Here is a 20140-nt window from a genome sequence, read left to right on the forward strand (position 1 = left end):
CTCGTCAAAGACTGGTGATGGAAATGAAAAGAAAAGGCTCTCTGGCAATCCTTCTCGTAGGACTCGTGCTTTCTGGGCTTTTTCTCTATTTTAGGGCCCCTTATTGGTCTGAAGAGAAGTCAGAGATCCCAAAGTATTCCGTAGATGAAATGTATGCCCACCATTCGTTTGAGCGAGAATTCGGGAAGTTCTCTTTCTGGGACATTGTGAGTAAAAAGGACGTTGAAACACTCCGTTCTCGGGTTAGAGATGTTAATGAATCAAAATTTGAGGAAATCTTTTATAGAACTGGCATATACACGTGGCCCCTTTACTCCTCCTACGCATGGAATGCCATCGAGAACAACGTTTCCTGCCCGGCAAATATGACCCCAGATGAGTTCAATGCTTTGATACAAAACGTAACTCCCAAATACGAAAAGCTGAGAAGGAGACGGGAATACTATTTAACAACCTTCAAGAAGCTCGAGGACGAAATCACAGAGCCGAGAGCGTACGCATTCTTGGCGTGGCTCGAACTTCAGCTGGTTAGTGATCCAGATTTAAATTATGATAAGTATGTAAAAGAATACAGCTTCTCTGAAGACGTGTGCAAATCCCTCTTGGGGCTTCCGGAGTATTATGAGAACTATGTCTTTCCTTACGTTGATCGCGGGATTGAACAAGTCATAAAACTAAACTCGGAATCTCCGGGTGGTGAAGCTCTAAACGAAAAGGCTCGCACAATAATACAAAACAGGGGAAGCGAGTTGTTCTCTGAGCTTGTCATCATTAACAAAACAAAACAGGGGAGCCTGGAGGCTTATGGGGCCTACGGTCTGACTTATTATAACCTTTCAAAAAACCTGTCCGCCCGTGGATTCAATTCCTTGGCGCTTTTCTATTTCAGCTGGGCAGAGGGCTACTATAACATTTCCAAGGAGGATGTTTCAAAAGTACCTATGAGGCTTTATTACCCCTTCAATGTTTCTAAAATTCGGGGTATAGTATACTTAGAGACCAACGATCTTCTGAATCAGCTCCACCGGAACAACTTCTACACCCTTGATCCGTTGATCTCCCAGGTAGTGCTCTATCACATCGGTAGGGTGGACTACACGGTGCTTCCAAAGCTTCAAGACAGGAATTCAGAATTGTATTCCTTATACCCATCAGAGGTATACACTGAATATCTCCGAATATTGGCGAAGATCAGAGGGGTGGAGATCTTCTATGAACACTTGGTAGACCCGTGATAGACTAGAATTTTTAAACTTCAGTTTTTAATTCCTTTTTTGTGTCTACATTATGGAGAATGCACACCTTTTTAAACCCTCCCGATAACTAAGACCAACGCAGCCCCACGCCTCAGGAGAGGCCTGGGGGCGTAAGGAGGAATAGACATGATAAAAATCCATACAGTTAGCGGTTACGAGGAAGTAGGCAAAAACATGACCGCCGTTGAGTACAACGGGGAAGTCGTTATAATCGACATGGGGATTAGGCTTGATCGCGTTCTCATCCATGAGGACGTCAACATTCAGCAGTTCCCCACGAAGGAACTGCAGAAGCTCGGTGCAATTCCTGACGATTCTTCAATTAGAAACAAGAAAGTTGTCGCCATAACCTTCACCCACGGTCACCTCGACCACATAGGGGCGGTCGCCAAGCTCGCCCCCCACTACCCTGACGTCCCGATATACGGCACGCCCTACACGATAAAGCTCGCGAAGGGTGAGGTCAAGAGCGAGCAGTACTTCGAGGTCAAGAACCCGATGTACGAGACCGAGTACGGCGAGATAGTCCAGGTTAGTGAGAACCTGGCGATAGAGTTCGTGAGAATAACCCACTCCATTCCGCAGTCATCCATGGTCGTCGTCCACACGCCCGAGGGCGCGGTGGTTCACACCGGCGACTTCAAGTTCGACAACAACAACCCGCTCGGTGAGAGGCCCGACTACAAGCGCCTGAAGGAGCTGGGTAAGGAGGGTGTCAAGGTACTCATTCCAGAGTCAACCCGCGTCGCTGAACCCACCAAGACGCCGAGCGAGGCCGTTGCCCAGATGCTCCTTGAGGACTTCTTCCTCTACGAGGGCATGGAGGCCGATGGACTGATAGTCACCACCTTCGCCAGTCACATCGCCCGCCTTCAGGAGCTCATCTGGATTGCCAACAAGATGGGCAGGCAGGCCGTTCTGGTCGGCCGCTCCCTGGCCAAGTACACCGGCATAGCCAAGCAACTCGGCCTCATCAAGATGAAGGGTGCGAAGGCCGTGAGAAGCCCCAACGCCGTCAGGAAGGTTCTCAAGGAGGTCTCCGGGGCGAGGGAGAACTACCTGCTGATAGTCACGGGCCACCAGGGGGAGCCCGGCGCGGTGCTCACGAGGATGGCCAACGGTGAGCTCTATGACATAGGCAAGCGCGACACCGTCGTCTTCTCCGCAGGAACGATACCCAACCCGCTCAACAGGGCCCAGCGCTATGTCCTTGAGACGAAGCTCAAGATGAAGGGGGTCAGGATGATAAAGGATCTCCACGTCAGCGGCCACGCCAGCAGGGAAGACCACCGCTACCTTCTCAGGCTTCTCAACCCTGAGAACATAGTTCCCGCCCACGGCGACTTCAGGATGCTGACCCACTACGCCGAGCTCGCCGAGGAGGAGGGCTACCTCATCGGCAGGGACGTATTCGTGTCGAGGAACGGGTACATGGTAGAGGTAAGGTAGGGCAAAACTGATAAAGAGTTGCCCTATTTTTCCTTTAGGTTGTTTTCATCACTCACGGGGTGATAGAATGGGGAAGTACGATGAACTGTTCGCAAGGGTCAAGGAGATGGCAAAGGACGTTGATAGGGCAATATTTGAGCTCATCCCTGAGAAGGAGCCGGGTAAGCTCTACGATGCGGCCAGACATTATCCCCTCGCGGGTGGAAAGCGCGTTAGGCCCTTCGTGGTTCTTCGAGCCGCGGAGGCCGTCGGCGGTGACCCGGAGAAAGCGCTCTATCCAGCGGCCGCGGTTGAGTTCATCCACAACTACTCCCTAGTCCACGACGACATAATGGACATGGACGAGCTCAGGCGCGGAAGACCGACCGTCCACAAGGTCTGGGGAGTGAACATGGCGATCCTCGCCGGCGACCTGCTGTTTTCCAAGGCCTTCGAGGCGGTGGCCAAAGCTGAAGTCAGTCCGGAGAAGAAGGCGAGGATTCTCGATGTCCTCGTCAGAACGTCCAACATGCTCTGCGAGGGGCAGGCGCTCGACATAGAGTTCGAGACGAGGGAGGAGGTTACCGTCGAGGAGTACCTCAGGATGATCAGCGGAAAGACAGGCGCGCTCTTCCAGGGTTCTGCTGAGATAGGCGCGATAGTAGGTACAGACAACGAGGAGTACATCACGGCCCTATCCAGGTGGGGCATGAACGTGGGCATAGCCTTCCAGATATGGGACGACGTCCTTGACCTCATAGCGAATGAAGAGAAGCTCGGGAAGCCCGTCGGGAGCGACATAAGGAAAGGGAAGAAGACCCTCATAGTGAGCCACTTCTTCGACCACGCGAGCGAGGAAGATAAGGCCGAGTTCATGAAGGTCTTCGGCAAGTACGCCGGCGATGCGAAGGGCGACGCGCTGATACACGACGAGAGGGTCAAGGAGGAAGTTGCCAGGGCCATCGAGCTCCTCAGGAAGTACGGCAGCATCGACTACGCGGCAAACTACGCCAAGAACCTCGTTAGAGAGGCCAACGAGGCCCTTAAGGTCCTCCCGGAGAGCGAAGCACGCAGGGATCTGGAGCTCCTCGCCGAGTTCCTCGTCGAGAGGGAGTTCTGAGCGCTATCCTTATAACTTCCGCTTTTCTTAACTTTTAGAAGGTGGAAAGCATGGGACAGTCCAAGTGGGGAGTTCTCTACATAATGAGCGCCGCGCTCTTCATAATGTTCATCGACACGACGATGATGAACGTTTCTATAAGCGCCCTTGTTCGAGACCTTAACACCACCGTGGGCGGTGTCCAGAGCGCGATAACGCTCTACGCCCTCGTAATGGCGGCTTTCATGATAACGGGTGCAAAGCTCGCAGACATCTGGGGGACAAGGAAGGTCTTCTTCCGCGGCCTGGTGATTTACACGGTCGGAACCTTAATGGCCGCCTTCTCCCCGAACTTGACTGTTCTAATCCTCGGCTGGTCAATCCTCGAGGGAATTGGAGCTTCGATGATGATGCCCGTTACGGTTACCTACATCACGAAGGCTTATACTGGTAGAGACAGGGCCTTTGCCTTCGGCGTCTGGGGCGGTGTTGGTGGAGCGGCTGCTGCCTTCGGGCCGATTATCGGCGGCTTCTTCACGACTTACATAACCTGGCGTCTCGGCTTCTTCATGGAGGCCTTCATAGCCGCGGCCATATTCTACGGCATGAAGCTCCTTCACGACTACAAGCCGGAGAGAAAGATGGAGCTCGACGTCGTTGGTGCCCTCCTCGTCGGAGTTGGCCTCTTCCTCCTGACGCTCTCGGTGCTCATAATGGATCCGCTGGCAAACCCGCCGGTTCTGCTTCTTATGGTTCTCGGTTTAATAGTACTGTGGGCCTTCTGGTGGTATGAAAAGAGAAGGAAAGCCAGAGGTGAGGACGTCCTCATCGACGTGGACATATTCAAGTCCAAGGTTTTCACGGCCGCGAACCTCGTCAGCATCTTTTTCCAGATAACCCTCGCGGGAATAATGTTCACCATACCTGTTTTCGTCCAGCAGTACCTCCACTACAACGCCATTCAAACCGGCTTCGTCATCGTCCCGCTCTCTATAATGATGTTCATATTCTCGATGAGCGGCGGACGCTTCGCTAAGTACCTGACGCCCAAGCAGATAATTCAGCTCGGCATAGTGCTCACCTTCATTGGCCTCTACCTTTTGCTCCGCGTTCTCCAGCCGGAGGTCACTGGAAGAGACTTCGCCTTGGGTTTGGCCTTCTACGGAACCGGCTTTGGCCTGATATTCTCCCAGATAACCAACCTGGCGATGCTCGGAGCGAGGCCAGAGCAGCAGGCAGACGCTTCCGGAATCTTCAACGCCCAGAAGCAGTTCGGTCTATCGCTCGGGACGGCCTTCATAGGTGCCGTTTTAGTTCTCGGTGTAATCCACAGCATAACGCGGCAGATCTACGAGTCCGGAATCTTTGAGGGCGTTCCCAAAGACCGGATAAAGGAGGCCGTCATTCAGTGGATACTGAGGATGCAGCAGGGCGACCTCGACATTCCGCCGGAATACCACGATATCGTTACAAAGATTGTCGACAGAGCTCTGATAGACTCCATGAAGCTGGCCATGATGGCGATAATGGTCACACTCGTCCTCAGTGCCATTTTCTCGTTCTTCCTGCCAAAGGGTGAGGTCGGTCCCACCCAGCCCGTGGAGGGAACCGCGGAAGGGGAGCCCGGGAGCACCGAATGACTACCCCGCAAGAATTCAGCCAACGGGCGGGTGCTCGGCTCCGTTTTTCCACTTTTCGTAGGCTTCGTCCCACCTTTTCAGGAGTTCGTCCCGCTTTTTCTCGTCTTTTATCTCCCCCATGTATTCACGCGGGATGTAGGCGGGGTAGTGGGGCAAAGGCGGCTCGTTTCGGAGTGGAATCTTAGAAAGGACGTCTTTCTTAAACTTTGGATTTTTCTTTAAAAAAGCTGTTTAAGGAGCTTATGCTGCCTAATTGCATTGCTATGCAACTCTTTTACCCAGGGTTTATTTTTCTTAGGGAGTTAAAATCTAAGTAGTATTAACAAAATTATTATTGACAGGACCATGTTAAAAACTTTAAGTAGTAAAACTTATAGAGGTACCGATTATAAAATATAGTGCAAACATCTGTAAGGAGGTGTGCCCGTGAAGTGGAAGCCATTGTTTGCAGTCCTTCTGGGACTACTGATGGTGGGAACGCTTGGGGATATTCCAAATATTGCCGTAACTGGAAGTCCTATAAACTTATCAACGGAGAAAAACATTCAAGTTCCAATTTTGCCTCCCAACACAGGAAATATCATAGTGAAAACCTTTATGGGTAAGTCTAGCCTTCGTTCAGCAGAGCTGTTCATTCAACGATACCGGGACAAGCTTACCCTCCGCATAGACTTCGACAAGTTCAATAACGCAACTTTTGTTGGAATTGCGCTCAGACGTCTTCCAACGGGTGCCTATGTGCCTCTGTACTACTTCGGGCAGGAGGGTAGGAATCTTGATGTTGAGACCCTCACGATGAGCTTTTACTCTGAGGCCAGTAAATTTGGAGGCGTGCCCCTTGAAGTAACGGGCGCCCTTGCGGATGAACCATCAAGGAACTGGAAGTATATTGGGGGAATACGATCTATACGGACATCATTGGAAATCAAAACATTGAAAAAAGATACAGTTATGGTGTACAATGAGATCGGCGGGGACTTTTGGGTGACTTCGAGTACCAGCGGACAATACGTTTATTACGTCTACTTAACTCATGAAGCCAAAGTCCCGAAGGAAAAGGATTTTCCGGGAAACTTTAAAGTGGCAGTTAAGGAAGTCAAGGAGAGAGTAACTGTGTTGAACACTCAGCATGCGTTTATAGGCCTCGGAAATTTCAGGCCTGAGGGAAGCGGGTCATCATCTAACCCCGTCATAACGTGGGGTCTTAATGTGGGTATTGATGTCAATGGAAGACCCCTGCCCAATGCACAGGCAGGTTTCAGCGAAAGTTACACCAAAGGATTGACTTTTAAGTGGTACACAGATGACATTGATCCAAATTCAGAGATCCAATTCGAGTTCTATGGCCTCAAAAAGAGGGAATGGTTCAGCGATTCCCCAGCTTGGGGGCAGATTTTCATATCTCACCCGGTTGTTTTAGTTCACGTTGAGTCAGGAACTCCATTCCATGAGGGTGATATCCGAATACAGGCAAAATCTACCTTCTTCTATGAAGATTCAGCTCGTGTCTGCGGATTGCGTTATGGGGGCTGTGTTATCTTACACGAAGAAAAGAGTGTGGATGCCCCACCAATTGAGTTCACCGTCGAGATGTACCCGTGGTTCATAAACAGGAAGTGAGAGGGGCCTTCTATTATTCTTTTTTTGCTTCTTGCTCGGAGAAATCCTGTGCAATGCTGAATGCGGATATCATCTGCTTCGCTATGGCGTTTAAATCGTGATAGAGAAAAGACAGAAAACGACAGAAAGCCTCACTCCACAAACACCGCCGGCTTCAGCGGCATCGCGGCCCTCTTCTTTCCACCTTTGTCCTCCTCGGCGTTGATGATTATCTCGAGGCCGAGCTCCTTCTCCATGAAGTCTTTCGCCTCCCTCAGGGCCTTCTCCTCGTTGATCCTCGTGACGTCGAAGGCCCTCTCCTTGATGAGTCTCTGTATCAGCTTGCTTACCTCCTTGCCGTGCTTCCTCATCTCCGGGTCCTTCATAAGCTCGCCCATCGCGGCCTTGAAGTCCCTCTTCTCCGCGACCACTTCAACGACCTTCCACTTCCACTCGGGCGCGGTGTAGAGGTAGGCCTTCTTGGCGTTATCCAGCTTCGCAACCCTGATTATCTCCTTGATGTCCTCTATGACCGACTTGACGAACTCCTCTTCCGCCTCCACCGTCTCGTTCCACCACCCCGGAACGGGCTCGGGCCAGGGAGCGAGGCTGACGAAGCCCTCCCCGCCGAGCTTCTCCCAGAGCTCCTCGCTGATGTGCGGTGTAAACGGTGCCATCAGCCTGACCCAGACCTCGGCGAGCTTTCTCAATACAAAGCGCTTCGCCTCGTCGTCCCGTCCCTCCGTCCTGCGCATGTACCAGCGCAGGTCGTTTAGGACGGTGTAGAAGGCCCACTGCACTGCCGTCCTCGTCCTGAACTCCTCGAGGGCTTTGGTGGCGCCTTCAATGGCCTTGTTGAGCCTGTGGAGCATCCACCTGTCTATGTCCCTGAGCTCAACGCCTTCCTTGGCTTCATATGTGGCGAACTCGCTCACCAGCTCGTAGAAGCGCTCGACCTGCCTGCGGAGCTTGCCGACTTCCTTCCTGCGCCAGTCGAAGTCGCTGTCGTGCTCGGCTAAGCCCATTATGTAAAGCCTCACAACGTCTGCGCCGTTCTCCTCTATAGCATCTATGAAGTTCAGCACGTTGCCCTTGCTCTTGCTCATCTTGGTGCCTTCCAGCGTTCCGAAGCCGTTTACAGCGATGCCCCTCGGCCAGTGCTCCTTCCTGAATATCGCCGTGTGGTTGAAGATGAAGAACGTCAGGTGGTTCGGTATTAGGTCTTTGGCGGAACAACGCCAGTCGAGCGGGTACCAGTACTCGAACTCCTCCTTCATCTCGCGGATCGTCTCGGCAGGGATTCCGGTTTTCTCTTCAAGCTCCTTCTCGCGCTCCTCGCTGAACTCTTCCAGGAACAGGTAGTCGAAGAAGTCCCTGTCGAGCCTCTCCGGGTCGAGCCTGCCCTCCTCCCTCAGCCTGTTCATGTGCCTGCTTATGGTGTAGTAGGCCATGTAGATTGTGGAATCGCTCAGGCTCTCGATGACCCAGTCGGAGTCCCACGGGAGCGGCGTTCCAAGGCCGACTTTCCTCGCGCAGGCCTTCTTGTCGAGCCAGTCTATTACCGCCTCGAACTGCGCCCTCCTGCTCTCCGGGTATATCCTCATCTCGCTCAGAGCTTCCCTGGCCTTTTCCTTCCACTCAGGGTTGCCGTAGTCGATGAACCACTGGTCGTGTATTATCTTGATGACCGCCTGGTTGCCGAACCTTGAAATGACCGGCTTTTCCGCGAACTCGTACATTATCTCGGCGATGCCCTTCTCCTGAAGCTCTTTAGCGATGAGGTCTTTGGCTTCCTGCACGGGCTTGCCGGCGTAGGGCTCAATCTTGAAGACGCCCTTGTGATACTCGGCCTTGTAGATGTTCTTGGTTGCTTCCTCCAGCTTCTCAACGTCCTTCTGACTCTTCACGCCGAGCCTCTCGGCCTCTTCCACAGCTGGAAAGTCGCCGTAGCCCTCCAGCTTGATCAGCGAGATGTAGCTTATCTCCTCAACCACACGTGGGTCGATGTCGTATTTGAGCAGGATCTCGGTCTCCTTCTTGAGGTCTTCAATGGCAACGTGGTCAAAGGGCGCGTGAGCAGGAACGCTCATAACCACTCCGGTCGCGTTGTCCGGGTCTACGAACTCCGCCGGGAGGATTATGACCTCGTCACCGGTCACCGGGTTCCTCACGTACTTTCCGATGAACCTCTCTCCTTTAAACTCCTCCAGAACCTCAATCTCCCTGTCCTGGAAGGAGAGCTTGTAGGCTGCCTCCTTGCTCACTATCCAGGTCTCCTCCCTGCCGTTTCTCCTAACCTTCGCTTTGACGTAGGTCGCGTTGGGATTCAGCCACATGTTGGTGACGCCGTATACAGTCTCGGGCCTGAGCGTCGCCGCTGGAAGGTAAATTTCCTCACCGTTCTCCTCCAGGATGAACTTGATTATGATGTAGTCCAGAATCTGGACGTCCTCTCCCTCCATTATGTCGTGGTCTCCGAGCGGCGTTCCGACGACGGGATCCCACCTGACCCTGTGGGCGCCCTTAACTACAAGCCCCATGTCCTTGAGCGTCCAGAACTGCCACTCGATGAACTTGCTGAAGGGCGGGAAAAGGCTTGTCGTGTGGAACTCGCGCGTCCAGTCAACGGAGAAGCCGGCCCGTATGAAGGTCTCCTTCGCGGCTCTCATGAAGTACTTGACGATTTCCTTCGGGTCCTCGAACTTCCAGAGTACCTCCTCCGGAACCTTGTAGACGTCGCGGTAGATGTGTATCGTCTTCGGGTCGCGGTGCTTTATGCGCTCGGCGATTCCGACTATCGGCGCACCGGTAATGTGCCACGCCATCGGGAAGAGGACGTTGTAGCCCTGCATGCGCTTGAAGCGCGCTATGACGTCGGGAATCGTGTAGGTTCTCGCGTGGCCGACGTGGAGGTGCCCCGAGAGGTACGGGAACGCGACGGTTATGTAGAACTTCTCCTCCTTGGGCTTCGCCCTTCTGTCTGGTTCGAACGCCCTCTCCTCCATCCAGCGCTTCTGCCACTTCTCTTCAATAGCCTTGAAGTTGAGCTCAGCCATGGCTATACCTCCTCAGAATTTTTTCAAAAGAGCGTGAGCGATACTCCAGAATAGGGGGGTTATCCGGGAAATCAGGCACAGCTGCGACTCCAGCGATGGAGAAGACACTCCCCCCTCATCGGCATCGGTGCGAGTAGGATTCCTGATATTTAAATCTTTTGCTGGTGCTGAGTGTTCTCACCGTTCACTTTTTGGCATCTTCCGAACCAAAGTTGTTATATATCTTGGGGTCGTTTGGTTAAATTAGTGAGGTGATGGCCGTGGGTAAACTCGGCGAGGTGTTTCAGTTCCTGGATTCGGTTGGATTCGGGGAGACTGTACTCGTGGAGTACACCTCACCGAACTACACCCTCGACTTCATGGTGCTCCTTCTGAAGCGTTATGCCGATGACAGGGGCTACTCCTTCGTGGTCGACGACCATCTGGATACACTCCACATGCTCAACGAGCATCTCAAGTTCTTCGGTGTTAGGGGAGTGTTCGACGATGCCATCGTCCTTAAAACTGGGGGGGTCATGAACGTTGGCAAGGTAGTAGACAGGGTGGCGGTTGAGAGCGAGGCGGCGATGTACCTGCGCCGGTACGAAGAGGCGAGTGCCAGGGTGTTCTCCGGTCTCAACGAGTCCATAAACGTTGTTCTGGGCCTGGAAAAGCTCTTTGCCTTCGTGGAGAACTACCGCAACTTCTATGAAATTATATCGAGCATAGACCGGTTCTTGGGGAACAAGAAAAGGAAGGCGTTTTACTTTATGGACAAGAACGTCTGTCAGAGGCTTCCCTTCAACCCCCTCCCAGAGATTGAGAAGATCGCCAGCACGTTCTTGGACGTCAAGCTCGACGGCACCAGGCTGGTGGGGAGGATAAAGAAGTCCCCCGACATCAGGATGATGGGTTGGGAGATAGAGGTTCCGGTTGAGGAAGTTCTCTGACCTCGAAACCATTTTCTTCCGTTTGCCATCTCTATTCAGTTATGTGCTTGAAACGTGCCATTACAAATGGGATCGCCTGTGTCCCATTCCGCCCCTCAGGCGCGCTGAGGTATTTTTAACTGTGGAAGGAGAGGTTGCAATGATATGGAACAACTGAGGGGTTCTTGATGCCGCCAGAACCCTGAAGGTTGGGATAGCTGATTTGGGTAGAAAAACAGTTCTCCCTGCTTCCATAGATTCCCGTGCACCTCGACGGGCTGGGGGAGTATCTTAACGTGCTCAATTTAAGAAGTGTGAGGGACATCGAGGAGCTGAAAGAAAAGCCGGGGATATTCAAAGTCTGATAAGCTCTCTCTCCGCCCTTGTCAGCCTCTTCCCCTTCCCATCATGAACGACGACGTCGTCCTCTATGCGAATCCCTCCGAGGCCGGGAACGTAAATGCCGGGCTCCACTGTGAAAGTCATGCCGTTTTCGAGGATCAAGTTCCCATCCGGACCTATGTATGGCTCCTCGTGGACGTCCAGGCCAAGGCCGTGCCCTGTCCTGTGGGTGAAGTACTCGCCGTAGCCGGCCTTTTCTATGGTCTCCCTCGCGGCTCTGTCAACTTCCCTTGTGAGGACGCCTTCACGGACGGCCTTGTATGCCCTCTCCTGCGCCTCCTTGACGACCTCGTAGATCTCAACCAGCCTCTCGTTTGGTCTGCCGAGGGCTATCGTCCGTGTTATGTCCGAGCAGTAGCCCTTCCACCTTGCCCCGTAGTCGAGTATCACCATGTCTCCCTTCCTGAGCCTCCTGTTTCCCGGTTCGTGGTGGGGATTGGCGGCGTTTTCACCGCTCGCCACTATCGGCGGGAACGAGATTCCATCGCTGAGCTCCCTGATGGTCAGCTCTATCTTCAAGGCCAGCTCCCGCTCGCGCATACCGACCAGGTTCCAGCTAAGGATCTCATCGAAGACCCTGTCCACTGCCTTGGCGGCGTGCCCCATCATCTCTATCTCATGCCTGTCTTTCCTCATGCGGAGTTCCCTGACGAGCGAGCTCAGTGGGTGGAACTCGAAGGGACCGAGCCTCATGACGTTCATCAGCCAGTCGGCGCGCATGGTGTCCTCTATCAGGAGCCTGCCGTCTGAGAGGTGGAGCTCGGCCAGTATCCACGCGAGCTTGTCGTAGGGATTCTCCCCGTCCCGCCAGAAGGTAACTGGGAAGTTTCTCACAACATTCTCGTAGAGGCTAGGGAGCAGGAGCCGGTATTCGCCGTCGGCGCTCACAACCAGAACGGTGAGCCTCTCACCGGCCTCGTGCACCGTCAGCCCGGTGAGGTAGTAGAGGTTCGTCCCCGGGCTTATCAGGGCTCCGTCAAAGTCCTTCTCTTTCATGAGGGATACGAGTTTTTGAAGGCGCATCGGTTTCACCACGTTAACTACTCCGCAAGGCTTAAAAACTCAACCTCGAACCTCGACCGACTGAGCGGGCCAAGCCCGCGGGATGTTCCCGGAAGGGAGAACCACAAACACGGAAGGAGGGTGCAAGATGGGAATGTACAAGTACATTAGGGAAGCCTGGAAGAGCCCCAAGAAGAGCTACGTCGGGGAGCTTCTCAAGGTCAGGATGATAAAGTGGCGCCGTGAGCCTGTCGTCGTTAGGATCGAGAGGCCGACCAGGCTTGACCGTGCAAGGAGCCTCGGCTACCAGGCCAAGCAGGGCTACGTCATGGTTAGGGTCAGAGTCAGGAAGGGCGGAAGGAAGAGGCCCAGGTGGAAGGGCGGAAGGAAGCCGAGCAAGATGGGTCAGGTCAAGTACAGCCCGAAGAAGAGCCTCCAGTGGATCGCCGAGGAGAAAGCAGCGAGAAAGTTCCCGAACCTTGAGGTTCTCAACAGCTACTGGGTCGGCGAGGACGGTATGTACCGGTGGTTCGAGGTCATAATGGTCGACCCGCACCACCCGGTCATCAAGGCTGACCCGAAGATCAACTGGATAACCGGCAAGGCCCACAAGGGACGCGTCTTCCGCGGCCTCACCAGCGCCGGCAGGAAGAGCCGCGGCCTGAGGAACAAGGGCAAGGGCGCTGAAAAGGTCAGGCCCAGCATAAGGGCCAACAAGGGCAAGGGCAAGTGAAGGCTCTGTCTCCCTTTTCTGTTCTCCTGCTGGATTTTAATATTATGGGATTTCTCATTTGATTTGTGAACTAGTGTGTTGATATCTTTGAGGTAGGTGTTATTTGTGAGAGATTTATCCTGTCAAGCTAAACTAAAATAGCTAAGATAGAATATCGTTAATACTACTGATAGTGTAAGAAATCAAAAAGCTTAAATAGGTATAACTTAGAACTATCGGCCGAGGTGATACGATGGCAACATATGGATTGTGGTATTTTAAAGCTGGAGGGGGATTCCCGGAGGAATTTTCAAACGCTGGAACTCCAAGCGCTCTTAGAAATGCGGGATTTGATTATGCTGTTGCATTGTATTCAAGTAGGAAAGATGATAGCGGGGATTTGCTTTATGGGGGGATTCCGTACAGTGGGCCAACTTACGAGGATGGATACAACGACTCCCTGAAGTTCGCAGGCTGGATCGACTCAAAGCTTAGGGGTATCGATTATTTGGTTTTTATTCCTGTTCTGGCAGATGATTATTCGTTTGATTTTGGCTCGAGAGCGACCCAGTACTTAAAAGGCTGGGTAGACGGGATTTATAACAACACTAGCAACTACCAGAAGGGCTTTTACTGGTATCTAGAAAATCCCTGGCAGGTTCATGATGGAATTGTTTACGAGGAGACAATACAGGAAATATCAAACTATATCTATATCCGTAACAAAGGCCAACAATTCATCTGGATACCATATTTTCATTACTCCTATCCTGATCATGTAAGCGATATCGCAAAAACAGATATCGGCCTTCTGGCAAAATACTTCACGTACATTTTTATCCAACCTAATTACTATCAGGGGACAACTAGAACCCTTCAAGATTTCAATGTTGTATATAATCAGCTCGAAGAACTTAAAGAAGAGAACAATCTAGATGACATCTTTATGGAAATGGAATGTGATGGCAGAGTCAGATCACCTGATCTGGAAACTGCTATAAAGTATAGAGAAAGAGCATGTGCCTATGTGAGTTATACCAAGGATTACCTTCATAGAGCTTACTACTATGATGCTAATCTTCAGAACGTAAAAACAATGGAGGAGTACTGCAATGAGAATAATAAAAAGTATGTCTTTTAGAGTTTTTGCCAGCTTTCTATTCAGTTTATATCTCTTTACAGCTCTCCACGTTTCCGCGTCATATCACGGCGTGAAAATAACAACTAAAGTTGTTCCTGGAAATAATGACTTTTTTCTTGAAGTCTCAGTTTACAATATTTATAATCACGGCGACAGTTTGAGATTTGTTAATATGTCTGAAAGTAAATTTTCTGAGGTATCCTTCCTATTTTACGCCTTTAATGGAAGCTACTACCTCGTATGGCGCGGTGATGAACTATCATCGGAATTTCACCGGGCTTTCTACTCAAACGGCTCTTGGTATCTTCTCCTTCAGGACGGCTATCCCCTCCTCAGGATAGATGGGAAGCCATTCGTGAGAGCTTACCCCTACAACTTAACATATACTGCCATAGCGATTTATAAAATTAAAAACAGGTGCATAGAGCCCACGTGGCTCATTCCCGCTCAGTTTCCGGAGGAATCCTCAGGGACTTTTGGCTTTTCACGGCTGGAAAATGATACGCTTGTTTTCTCTTCCTACTCTGAGGCCGTTGGAAAGGGCTTCACAGAGAGAGTACCCTTGAAATCATTTGAAAAATATCTGTCCATCGTTAATGCCTCCTCTTTCGCGGATTCGGTCTTGGCCTCACAGCTGGCGGATGGCACACTGGTGATATACTTCCCAGAGCTTTATTATTTTGATGCAAACGGATCCGCTTATGCTGGTATCGTCCGGGACGGTAGATTTATTCCTATTTTTAAATCAGAAAAGGCAACCGGCTACGTCTTCGTTTTTCACGGTGACCTCAAGGCGGTCCCAACCATAATAGTGAATCTTGATAACAAGGAAGCGTTTCCAGAGATTACCGGCCAGTACAACCTCCGTGATTGCTACAAGAAAAACTCCAGTTCAATATCTTCGGCCACAACTATTGCCGAGACGAATTCCGTGAACAATCCTGCCTTACTCCTTCTCGGTTTAGCCCTTGCACTTCTCATTGGAGGGATTCTGGGATATAAGTTCGGGCATAGATAGGGGGCTTTTTCAGTGAGACTCTTCACTAACGCCCAATCTCATTCTTCCGCTTTCTACTCCTGTCCTCCCGATTCTAAGCTCATCGAACACTACATTTATACTCATGAATCCACAGACCTCAACTCGGTGAAAAGGCAATGTCCCGAATGGTGAACAGCACTGCTTTTGTTTTCGTTGTGCTTCTACTTCTGCTCATCGGCTCCATTCCTGTATGGGGCATTGAGGATGATCTGAAAATCTTGGACGCCTACTCCACGGGGGACAGGATTGCCTTTCTGGTCTTCAATGAGACCTCTGATGAGCTTTACAGTGTAGTTTACGATGGCCACTCCTTTGAAGCTGAACGGCTCAACTTTACCTTGGGTCGTTATCAAGTGCGGCACTGGAACGGCGAATACTGGCTCCTCCGGAAGGGAGAGCGGGGGACTGTTGGGCTTTACACGTATCGCAAAGGCAAGCTTAAGCTTATCAAAGCTTTCAGTGGTGGAAGTTTGTGCACCGATAATGACCTGAGGATTAAGTGGAATGGAGAAGAATACTTTCTAACCTTTATAGGAGGAAGCCCCAAAGACGATCCCATCACTGGAGAATGTTATGAGACATTTCAAAACTACATCCTGAAGGATGAAAATCTCATACCTTTGAACGTATCTGGCTCGGCAACGTGGATTCCAACGCTTAATGCCTGGCTCATTGGGGAATCTTTAGTTGATGAGAACGGAAGAGTGCTTGGGGAGTATAATTTTAGTGAAACTGGAATATACTCTGTAGGTCTGGTAATTGATGGCAATATAACACTGGTTACAGTATCAAGTGATGGAGGTTGGGTTAAGGTATTTGCCGTTAGGGGATCTTCTTTGGTTCTAATCTACAATCGAAGATTGGAAGAAAGAGAGCTGGGAGAAGGGCCGTATCCTCCAGAGGTGTGGATTGGAAAACCGGTGCTTTTTGACAGAGATCCGCGTAATGATTCGATTTCTATTGTCTGGTTATTTAACGGCACCGATTTCATCAAGATACACACATTTAAAGGTTACGCAGCGCTCTATCCAGTAACGGCCTCCAATAGGAGTTATCTCCTTTCGAGAGTCCCTGCTAACAGGGGAACCCGCATCCTGCTCAATCTATTTGAACTCAAAGGTTTTTCACTCGTCCAACTCAGTTCCCTAAAAGCCAGAAACAACTACCTTAGAGTGGTCAATACAGGGGAGCTAAAGGGATTCCCCGCGCTAAAGGTTGAGTCCAGAAGTATGCTCGTAGCTCCTGAGGAAGATTCAGCCTTCCTCTTCAACTCTACTGACATGTTTGAACTCACATCAGGAAATTCAATTGAGCTCCCAAGTGCCCTTAGAAACCATAATTACAGGGTATCATTTTGCTGTGAAGGGGTGGTGGTATCTAATGAAAACAGGATATATTTCTTTGAAAATGGCAAATTCCGCGATATAACCCGGAAATACTATCAGCGTTATCCCGAAATCCGGAGAATAGTGGGTCTTTAGCACCACTTACTTTGGTTACTCTTGCTGTTGTAGTAATTGTCTTGTTGGTTTTCCTGAGAAAAAGAGGATAACGTTGCATTCATCCAAGCGCGAGGATTATGGGAATGTTTTCCCAAGAGTCTTTAATGGTTGCTCATTCTTCCGGATTCTCAAGCTTTATCCTTCTGATTCCGACCTTCTCGTAGACTCTGTCGGAGCTTATTATCACCCCGCCGCATTTTGCCGCGTGGAAGGCGTCGAAGGCGTTTAGCCCATGCTCCCTCATGTAGTATGCCGCCCTCAGCGGCACCTCGTCCTCGATCCCCGTGATGGCCATGACCGCCGCGGTCACCCTTATCGGGTCAAGGCCGTACTTCTTGGCGGCTATTAGAAGCTCCAGGAAGGTTGTCTCTGATGTGGTTATGTTGCCCCGGTATCTCCTCAGAATCTTCTCGGCGTTGTCCTTGAGCCAGTCGCTGGGCTTCATGAGCGCTAGAAAGAAATCCGTGTCCGCGTATACCATTAAAGGCCCCCCAGGGCCTCTCTCCTGGCCTCTTCGAGGATCTCCTTCTTAATCTCCGATAGTGGCTTATCTGGAAGGTCCTTTCCGAGTTCCTCCAGTTCCCTCAGCGGGTCATCGGGTTTGGGAACTATGAGTATCCCATGGTCGAGTCTAACCAGATAGACCTCTCTGGAGAGGCCTTCCCTCATCTCCTTCGGGATGTACAGCCTCCCCTTTGAGTCGAGCCTGGCCAGAATTTTTACCACCCGTTATTCTTTGGTGGGAAGACTATATAAATTTTCCCACCAACGCTGAGCAGCCCGGTTAGCTTTTAAACCAATCGAGGCAACTCATCACGGTGAGAGCGATGGCACAGCTGAAGGCCCATCACGTCAGGCTTACGACCTTCATCCACGCCACCGAGGACGAGGACAAGGTTCTTGAAGCAATAGGAACATTCATCCCAGATGAGATAGACGACGAGGACGTAATCTTTGACATAGACGAGACCACCGGCTTCTTTGGAAACCCCATCAGGGTCGTCAACGTCGAGATAAAGAGGAGCAGAGCCGTTAGGAAGTTCATTGACTACTTCAAAGAGCTGCTGAGCGAGGAGGACATGGAGTACCTCCTAGAGAATCTCGACGAGAAGGTAGACGAGGAGGGAACCCTCTACATCCGCTTCAACAAGCAGAAGGCCTACCTCGGCGAGCCGGAGATAGACGAAGGCGGGGACACCATTCAGGTTAAGATAAAGGTCAAGGCCTTCCCGATGAGGAAGGATGCTGTGGTAAAAGCCGTGAGGGAGTGGCTGGAGGAATGAGCCCGGGCAGTGAAAGACCTGAAGCCGGGGAGCTCTCCTTCTCACGGGACTACTTTGTGGAGATGGACGTGAGGAGCGGGGAGGCCTACGAACTGGCAAGCGAGTGGTTCGACGAGGTTGTCTTCACCAAGAAGCTCACCCTTAAGGGCTCTCCGGACTGGGGTGTGCTGAAGGAGGAGCTCAGGGAGCTTCGCGAGAGGTATGGCCGGGTCGCACTGCTCATAGTCACTAGAAAGCCGAGCCTCATCCGGGAGGTAAAGAACCGCAATTTAAAGGCCCTCATCTACGTCCAGGGCGGCGACATGAGGGTAAACCGCTTTGCCCTTGAGGCCGGCGTTGATGCACTCATAAGCCCGTGGCTCGGGAGGAAGGACCCCGGCTTCGACCACGTCCTGGCGAAGATAGCGGCTAAGAAGGGAGTCGCCGTAGGGTTTTCCCTTTCCCCGCTCCTCACAGCCAATCCCTACGAGAGGGTTCAGATCCTCCGCTTCATGACCAAGACCTGGCAGCTCGTTGACAAGTACTCGGTTCCGAGGTTCATAACGAGTTCCGCCGAGAGCAGGTGGGAAGTTCGCTCTCCGAGGGACCTTATGAGCCTGGGGATAAACCTGGGCATGGAAACACCGCAGGCGAGGGCGAGTCTGAACTTCTATCCGAGGGAGATCCTGAGAAGACTGAAATAAAGAAAAAATCAAGGACTCATTCCTTCAGCGCAGGGAAACCGTCAGGCTCGTAGTCCTCAAGCCTTCCGTCGAGGTAGTCCTCGTAGCCCTTGAGGTCGAGCAAACCGTGCCCGCTGAGGTTGAAGAGTATAACCTCTTCTTTTCCTTCCTCCTTCGCCTTCAGCGCCCTGTCTATTGCGGCCTTTACCGCGTGTGCACTTTCAGGGGCTGGTATTATCCCCTCGGTCTTTGCGAAGAGCTCCGCCGCCCGGAATACCTCGTTCTGGTGGTAGGCTACCGGCTTGACGATACCGTGGTTGATGAGTATGCTCAGCGTTGGGGCTAGGCCGTGGTAGCGCAGACCGCCGGCGTGAATCGGTGGGACGTAGTAGGTGTGGCCGAGGGTGTGCATTCTCATCTTCGGCGTGTAGCCGCCAGAATCGCCGAAGTCGTACTTGTAGGCGCCCCGGGTCATTGTCGGCGCCGCCCTCGGCTCGACGGCTATGAACTCGTGGTCGGCCTTGTCGTCGAGAACCTCCTTAATGAAGGGATAAGCCAGGCCCGCGAAGTTGCTGCCGCCACCAACGCAGCCGATTATCACATCCGGCTCCTCGAACTCCTTCATCTGCTCCTTCGCCTCAAGTCCTATAACCGTCTGGTGCATAAGCACATGATTTAGAACACTTCCCAGGGCGTAGCGGGCCTTCTCGTCCTTTAAAACGTCCTCGATGGCCTCGCTTATCGCTATGCCAAGGCCACCGGGATGGTTCGGGTCTTCCTTGAGGAACTTCCGCCCTATCTCAGTCCTGTCGCTTGGGCTCGGATAGACCTCTGCACCGTAGAGGCGCATTATCGTCTTCCTGTAGGGCTTCTGCTGGTAGCTCGCGCGGGCCATGTAAACACGAACCTTAAGGCCGAGGAGGGCTCCCGCGAGGCTCAATGCCGTCCCCCACTGGCCGGCACCGGTTTCGGTAACGAGCCTCTCGATGCCTTCCTTTTTGGCGTAGTAGGCCTGCGCCAGGGCGGTGTTTATCTTGTGGCTCCCGGTTACCGTTGCTCCCTCGTACTTGAAGTATATCCTTGCCGGAGTGTCAAGGGCCTTCTCAAGGTTCGTTGCTCGGAAAAGCGGCGTCGGGCGGCCTATCTTCGCGTAGAGCTCACGAACTTTCCTTGGTATTTCGATGTACCTCTCGGTGCTCATCTCCTGCTTAACGAGCTCCGCCGCAAAGATGCGGAGCAACCTCTCCGGCTCCATCGGCTCCTCTGTCTCGGGGTCGAGTGGAGGAGCAAGAGGCTCCGGGAGGTCTGGCAGGATGTTGTACCACCGCCTGGGTATCTTCGAATCCGGCGGAACGGCCTTCATCCTACCACCTCCTGGTTTTGAAGTCTTTCCGGAGAACAAAGTCCCAAA

At 52.0% G+C, this 20140-nt stretch carries 17 protein-coding genes; 12 read left to right on the forward strand and 5 right to left on the reverse strand.

The features are described from left to right. The first annotated feature begins 17 nt into the window (after positions 1-17). From ACZ5M3_RS10065 to ACZ5M3_RS10085, 5 genes are all read left to right on the forward strand, one after another. Positions 18-1235, forward strand: a complete 1218-nt coding sequence (locus tag ACZ5M3_RS10065; RefSeq protein WP_464839451.1) for a hypothetical protein — start codon at positions 18-20, stop codon at positions 1233-1235. A 147-nt stretch (positions 1236-1382) separates the two neighbouring features. Then, positions 1383-2705 carry an RNase J family beta-CASP ribonuclease gene (locus ACZ5M3_RS10070; protein WP_464839452.1) on the forward strand — a complete coding sequence of 441 codons (1323 nt, stop codon included), beginning with the start codon at positions 1383-1385 and terminating at the stop codon, positions 2703-2705. 67 nt (positions 2706-2772) lie between these two features. Continuing rightward, positions 2773-3804: a polyprenyl synthetase family protein gene (locus tag ACZ5M3_RS10075; protein ID WP_464839453.1), complete on the forward strand. Its 1032-nt coding sequence runs from the start codon at positions 2773-2775 to the stop codon at positions 3802-3804. 50 nt (positions 3805-3854) lie between these two features. Next, positions 3855-5423: an MFS transporter gene (locus ACZ5M3_RS10080; protein ID WP_464839454.1), complete on the forward strand. Its 1569-nt coding sequence runs from the start codon at positions 3855-3857 to the stop codon at positions 5421-5423. Positions 5424-5849: 426 nt separating this feature from the next. After that, positions 5850-7043, forward strand: a complete 1194-nt coding sequence (locus ACZ5M3_RS10085) for a hypothetical protein (RefSeq protein WP_464839455.1) — start codon at positions 5850-5852, stop codon at positions 7041-7043. 131 nt (positions 7044-7174) lie between these two features. On the opposite strand, the gene leuS is transcribed toward ACZ5M3_RS10085, so the two are convergent. Then, complete coding sequence (gene leuS, locus ACZ5M3_RS10090; RefSeq protein ID WP_464839456.1) at positions 7175-10078, reverse strand: leucine--tRNA ligase; 2904 nt, start codon at positions 10076-10078, stop codon at positions 7175-7177. A 254-nt stretch (positions 10079-10332) separates the two neighbouring features. On the opposite strand from leuS, the gene ACZ5M3_RS10095 reads away from it, so the two are divergent. Next, positions 10333-11007, forward strand: a complete 675-nt coding sequence (locus ACZ5M3_RS10095) for a DUF257 family protein (protein ID WP_464839457.1) — start codon at positions 10333-10335, stop codon at positions 11005-11007. Positions 11008-11340: 333 nt separating this feature from the next. Here ACZ5M3_RS10095 and ACZ5M3_RS10100 read toward each other — a convergent pair whose 3' ends face one another. Continuing rightward, positions 11341-12411, reverse strand: coding sequence for a M24 family metallopeptidase (locus ACZ5M3_RS10100; RefSeq protein ID WP_464840905.1), 1071 nt, complete (start codon positions 12409-12411; stop codon positions 11341-11343). Between the two features lie 127 nt (positions 12412-12538). Between ACZ5M3_RS10100 and ACZ5M3_RS10105 the strand changes: the two genes are divergently transcribed. From ACZ5M3_RS10105 to ACZ5M3_RS10120, 4 genes are all read left to right on the forward strand, one after another. Continuing rightward, positions 12539-13123 (forward strand): 50S ribosomal protein L15e, encoded by a 585-nt coding sequence (locus tag ACZ5M3_RS10105; RefSeq protein ID WP_464839458.1) that lies wholly within the window; start codon positions 12539-12541, stop codon positions 13121-13123. A gap of 232 nt (positions 13124-13355) precedes the next feature. Next, a complete protein-coding gene (locus ACZ5M3_RS10110) occupies positions 13356-14243 on the forward strand; it encodes a hypothetical protein (RefSeq protein WP_464839459.1) in 888 nt (295 codons plus the stop codon). Next, on the forward strand, positions 14215-15261 hold the full coding sequence (locus ACZ5M3_RS10115; protein WP_464839460.1) for a hypothetical protein: 1047 nt from the start codon (positions 14215-14217) through the stop codon (positions 15259-15261). Before ACZ5M3_RS10110 ends, ACZ5M3_RS10115 begins: the two co-directional genes overlap by 29 nt. A gap of 137 nt (positions 15262-15398) precedes the next feature. Beyond that, a complete protein-coding gene (locus tag ACZ5M3_RS10120; protein ID WP_464839461.1) occupies positions 15399-16763 on the forward strand; it encodes a hypothetical protein in 1365 nt (454 codons plus the stop codon). Positions 16764-16896: 133 nt separating this feature from the next. Here the strand turns inward: ACZ5M3_RS10120 and ACZ5M3_RS10125 are convergent, their stop codons facing one another. Together ACZ5M3_RS10125 and ACZ5M3_RS10130 are read right to left on the reverse strand one after the other, a co-directional pair. Further along, entirely contained in the window at positions 16897-17265 is a 369-nt protein-coding gene (locus tag ACZ5M3_RS10125; RefSeq protein ID WP_464839462.1) for a type II toxin-antitoxin system VapC family toxin, read from the reverse strand. Beyond that, positions 17265-17510 (reverse strand): AbrB family transcriptional regulator, encoded by a 246-nt coding sequence (locus ACZ5M3_RS10130; protein WP_464839463.1) that lies wholly within the window; start codon positions 17508-17510, stop codon positions 17265-17267. The genes ACZ5M3_RS10125 and ACZ5M3_RS10130 overlap by 1 nt, the downstream gene beginning before the upstream one ends. A gap of 101 nt (positions 17511-17611) precedes the next feature. On the opposite strand from ACZ5M3_RS10130, the gene ACZ5M3_RS10135 reads away from it, so the two are divergent. Both ACZ5M3_RS10135 and ACZ5M3_RS10140 read left to right on the forward strand, forming a co-directional pair. Further along, positions 17612-18067 carry an RNA-binding protein gene (locus tag ACZ5M3_RS10135; protein ID WP_464840906.1) on the forward strand — a complete coding sequence of 152 codons (456 nt, stop codon included), beginning with the start codon at positions 17612-17614 and terminating at the stop codon, positions 18065-18067. Further along, positions 18064-18750, forward strand: a complete 687-nt coding sequence (locus ACZ5M3_RS10140) for a Ribonuclease P protein component 3 (protein ID WP_464839464.1) — start codon at positions 18064-18066, stop codon at positions 18748-18750. Before ACZ5M3_RS10135 ends, ACZ5M3_RS10140 begins: the two co-directional genes overlap by 4 nt. Before the next feature lie 16 nt (positions 18751-18766). On the opposite strand, the gene ACZ5M3_RS10145 is transcribed toward ACZ5M3_RS10140, so the two are convergent. Then, positions 18767-20092: a TrpB-like pyridoxal phosphate-dependent enzyme gene (locus tag ACZ5M3_RS10145; RefSeq protein WP_464839465.1), complete on the reverse strand. Its 1326-nt coding sequence runs from the start codon at positions 20090-20092 to the stop codon at positions 18767-18769. Positions 20093-20140 lie beyond the last annotated feature (48 nt).

The sequence above is a fragment of the Thermococcus coalescens genome, from assembly GCF_055392585.1.

Bases quoted from the DNA above. Each gene is read 5' to 3' on its own strand.
- ACZ5M3_RS10065 (WP_464839451.1), top strand. From the start codon at position 18: ATGGAAATGAAAAGAAAAGGCTCTCTGGCAATCCTTCTCGTAGGACTC.
- ACZ5M3_RS10070 (WP_464839452.1), top strand. From the start codon at position 1,383: ATGATAAAAATCCATACAGTTAGCGGTTACGAGGAAGTAGGCAAAAAC.
- ACZ5M3_RS10075 (WP_464839453.1), top strand. From the start codon at position 2,773: ATGGGGAAGTACGATGAACTGTTCGCAAGGGTCAAGGAGATGGCAAAG.
- ACZ5M3_RS10080 (WP_464839454.1), top strand. From the start codon at position 3,855: ATGGGACAGTCCAAGTGGGGAGTTCTCTACATAATGAGCGCCGCGCTC.
- leuS (WP_464839456.1), bottom strand. From the start codon at position 10,078: ATGGCTGAGCTCAACTTCAAGGCTATTGAAGAGAAGTGGCAGAAGCGC.
- ACZ5M3_RS10095 (WP_464839457.1), top strand. From the start codon at position 10,333: ATGGCCGTGGGTAAACTCGGCGAGGTGTTTCAGTTCCTGGATTCGGTT.
- ACZ5M3_RS10100 (WP_464840905.1), bottom strand. From the start codon at position 12,411: ATGCGCCTTCAAAAACTCGTATCCCTCATGAAAGAGAAGGACTTTGAC.
- ACZ5M3_RS10105 (WP_464839458.1), top strand. From the start codon at position 12,539: ATGGGAATGTACAAGTACATTAGGGAAGCCTGGAAGAGCCCCAAGAAG.
- ACZ5M3_RS10110 (WP_464839459.1), top strand. From the start codon at position 13,356: ATGGCAACATATGGATTGTGGTATTTTAAAGCTGGAGGGGGATTCCCG.
- ACZ5M3_RS10115 (WP_464839460.1), top strand. From the start codon at position 14,215: ATGAGAATAATAAAAAGTATGTCTTTTAGAGTTTTTGCCAGCTTTCTA.
- ACZ5M3_RS10120 (WP_464839461.1), top strand. From the start codon at position 15,399: ATGTCCCGAATGGTGAACAGCACTGCTTTTGTTTTCGTTGTGCTTCTA.
- ACZ5M3_RS10125 (WP_464839462.1), bottom strand. From the start codon at position 17,265: ATGGTATACGCGGACACGGATTTCTTTCTAGCGCTCATGAAGCCCAGC.
- ACZ5M3_RS10135 (WP_464840906.1), top strand. From the start codon at position 17,612: ATGGCACAGCTGAAGGCCCATCACGTCAGGCTTACGACCTTCATCCAC.
- ACZ5M3_RS10140 (WP_464839464.1), top strand. From the start codon at position 18,064: ATGAGCCCGGGCAGTGAAAGACCTGAAGCCGGGGAGCTCTCCTTCTCA.
- ACZ5M3_RS10145 (WP_464839465.1), bottom strand. From the start codon at position 20,092: ATGAAGGCCGTTCCGCCGGATTCGAAGATACCCAGGCGGTGGTACAAC.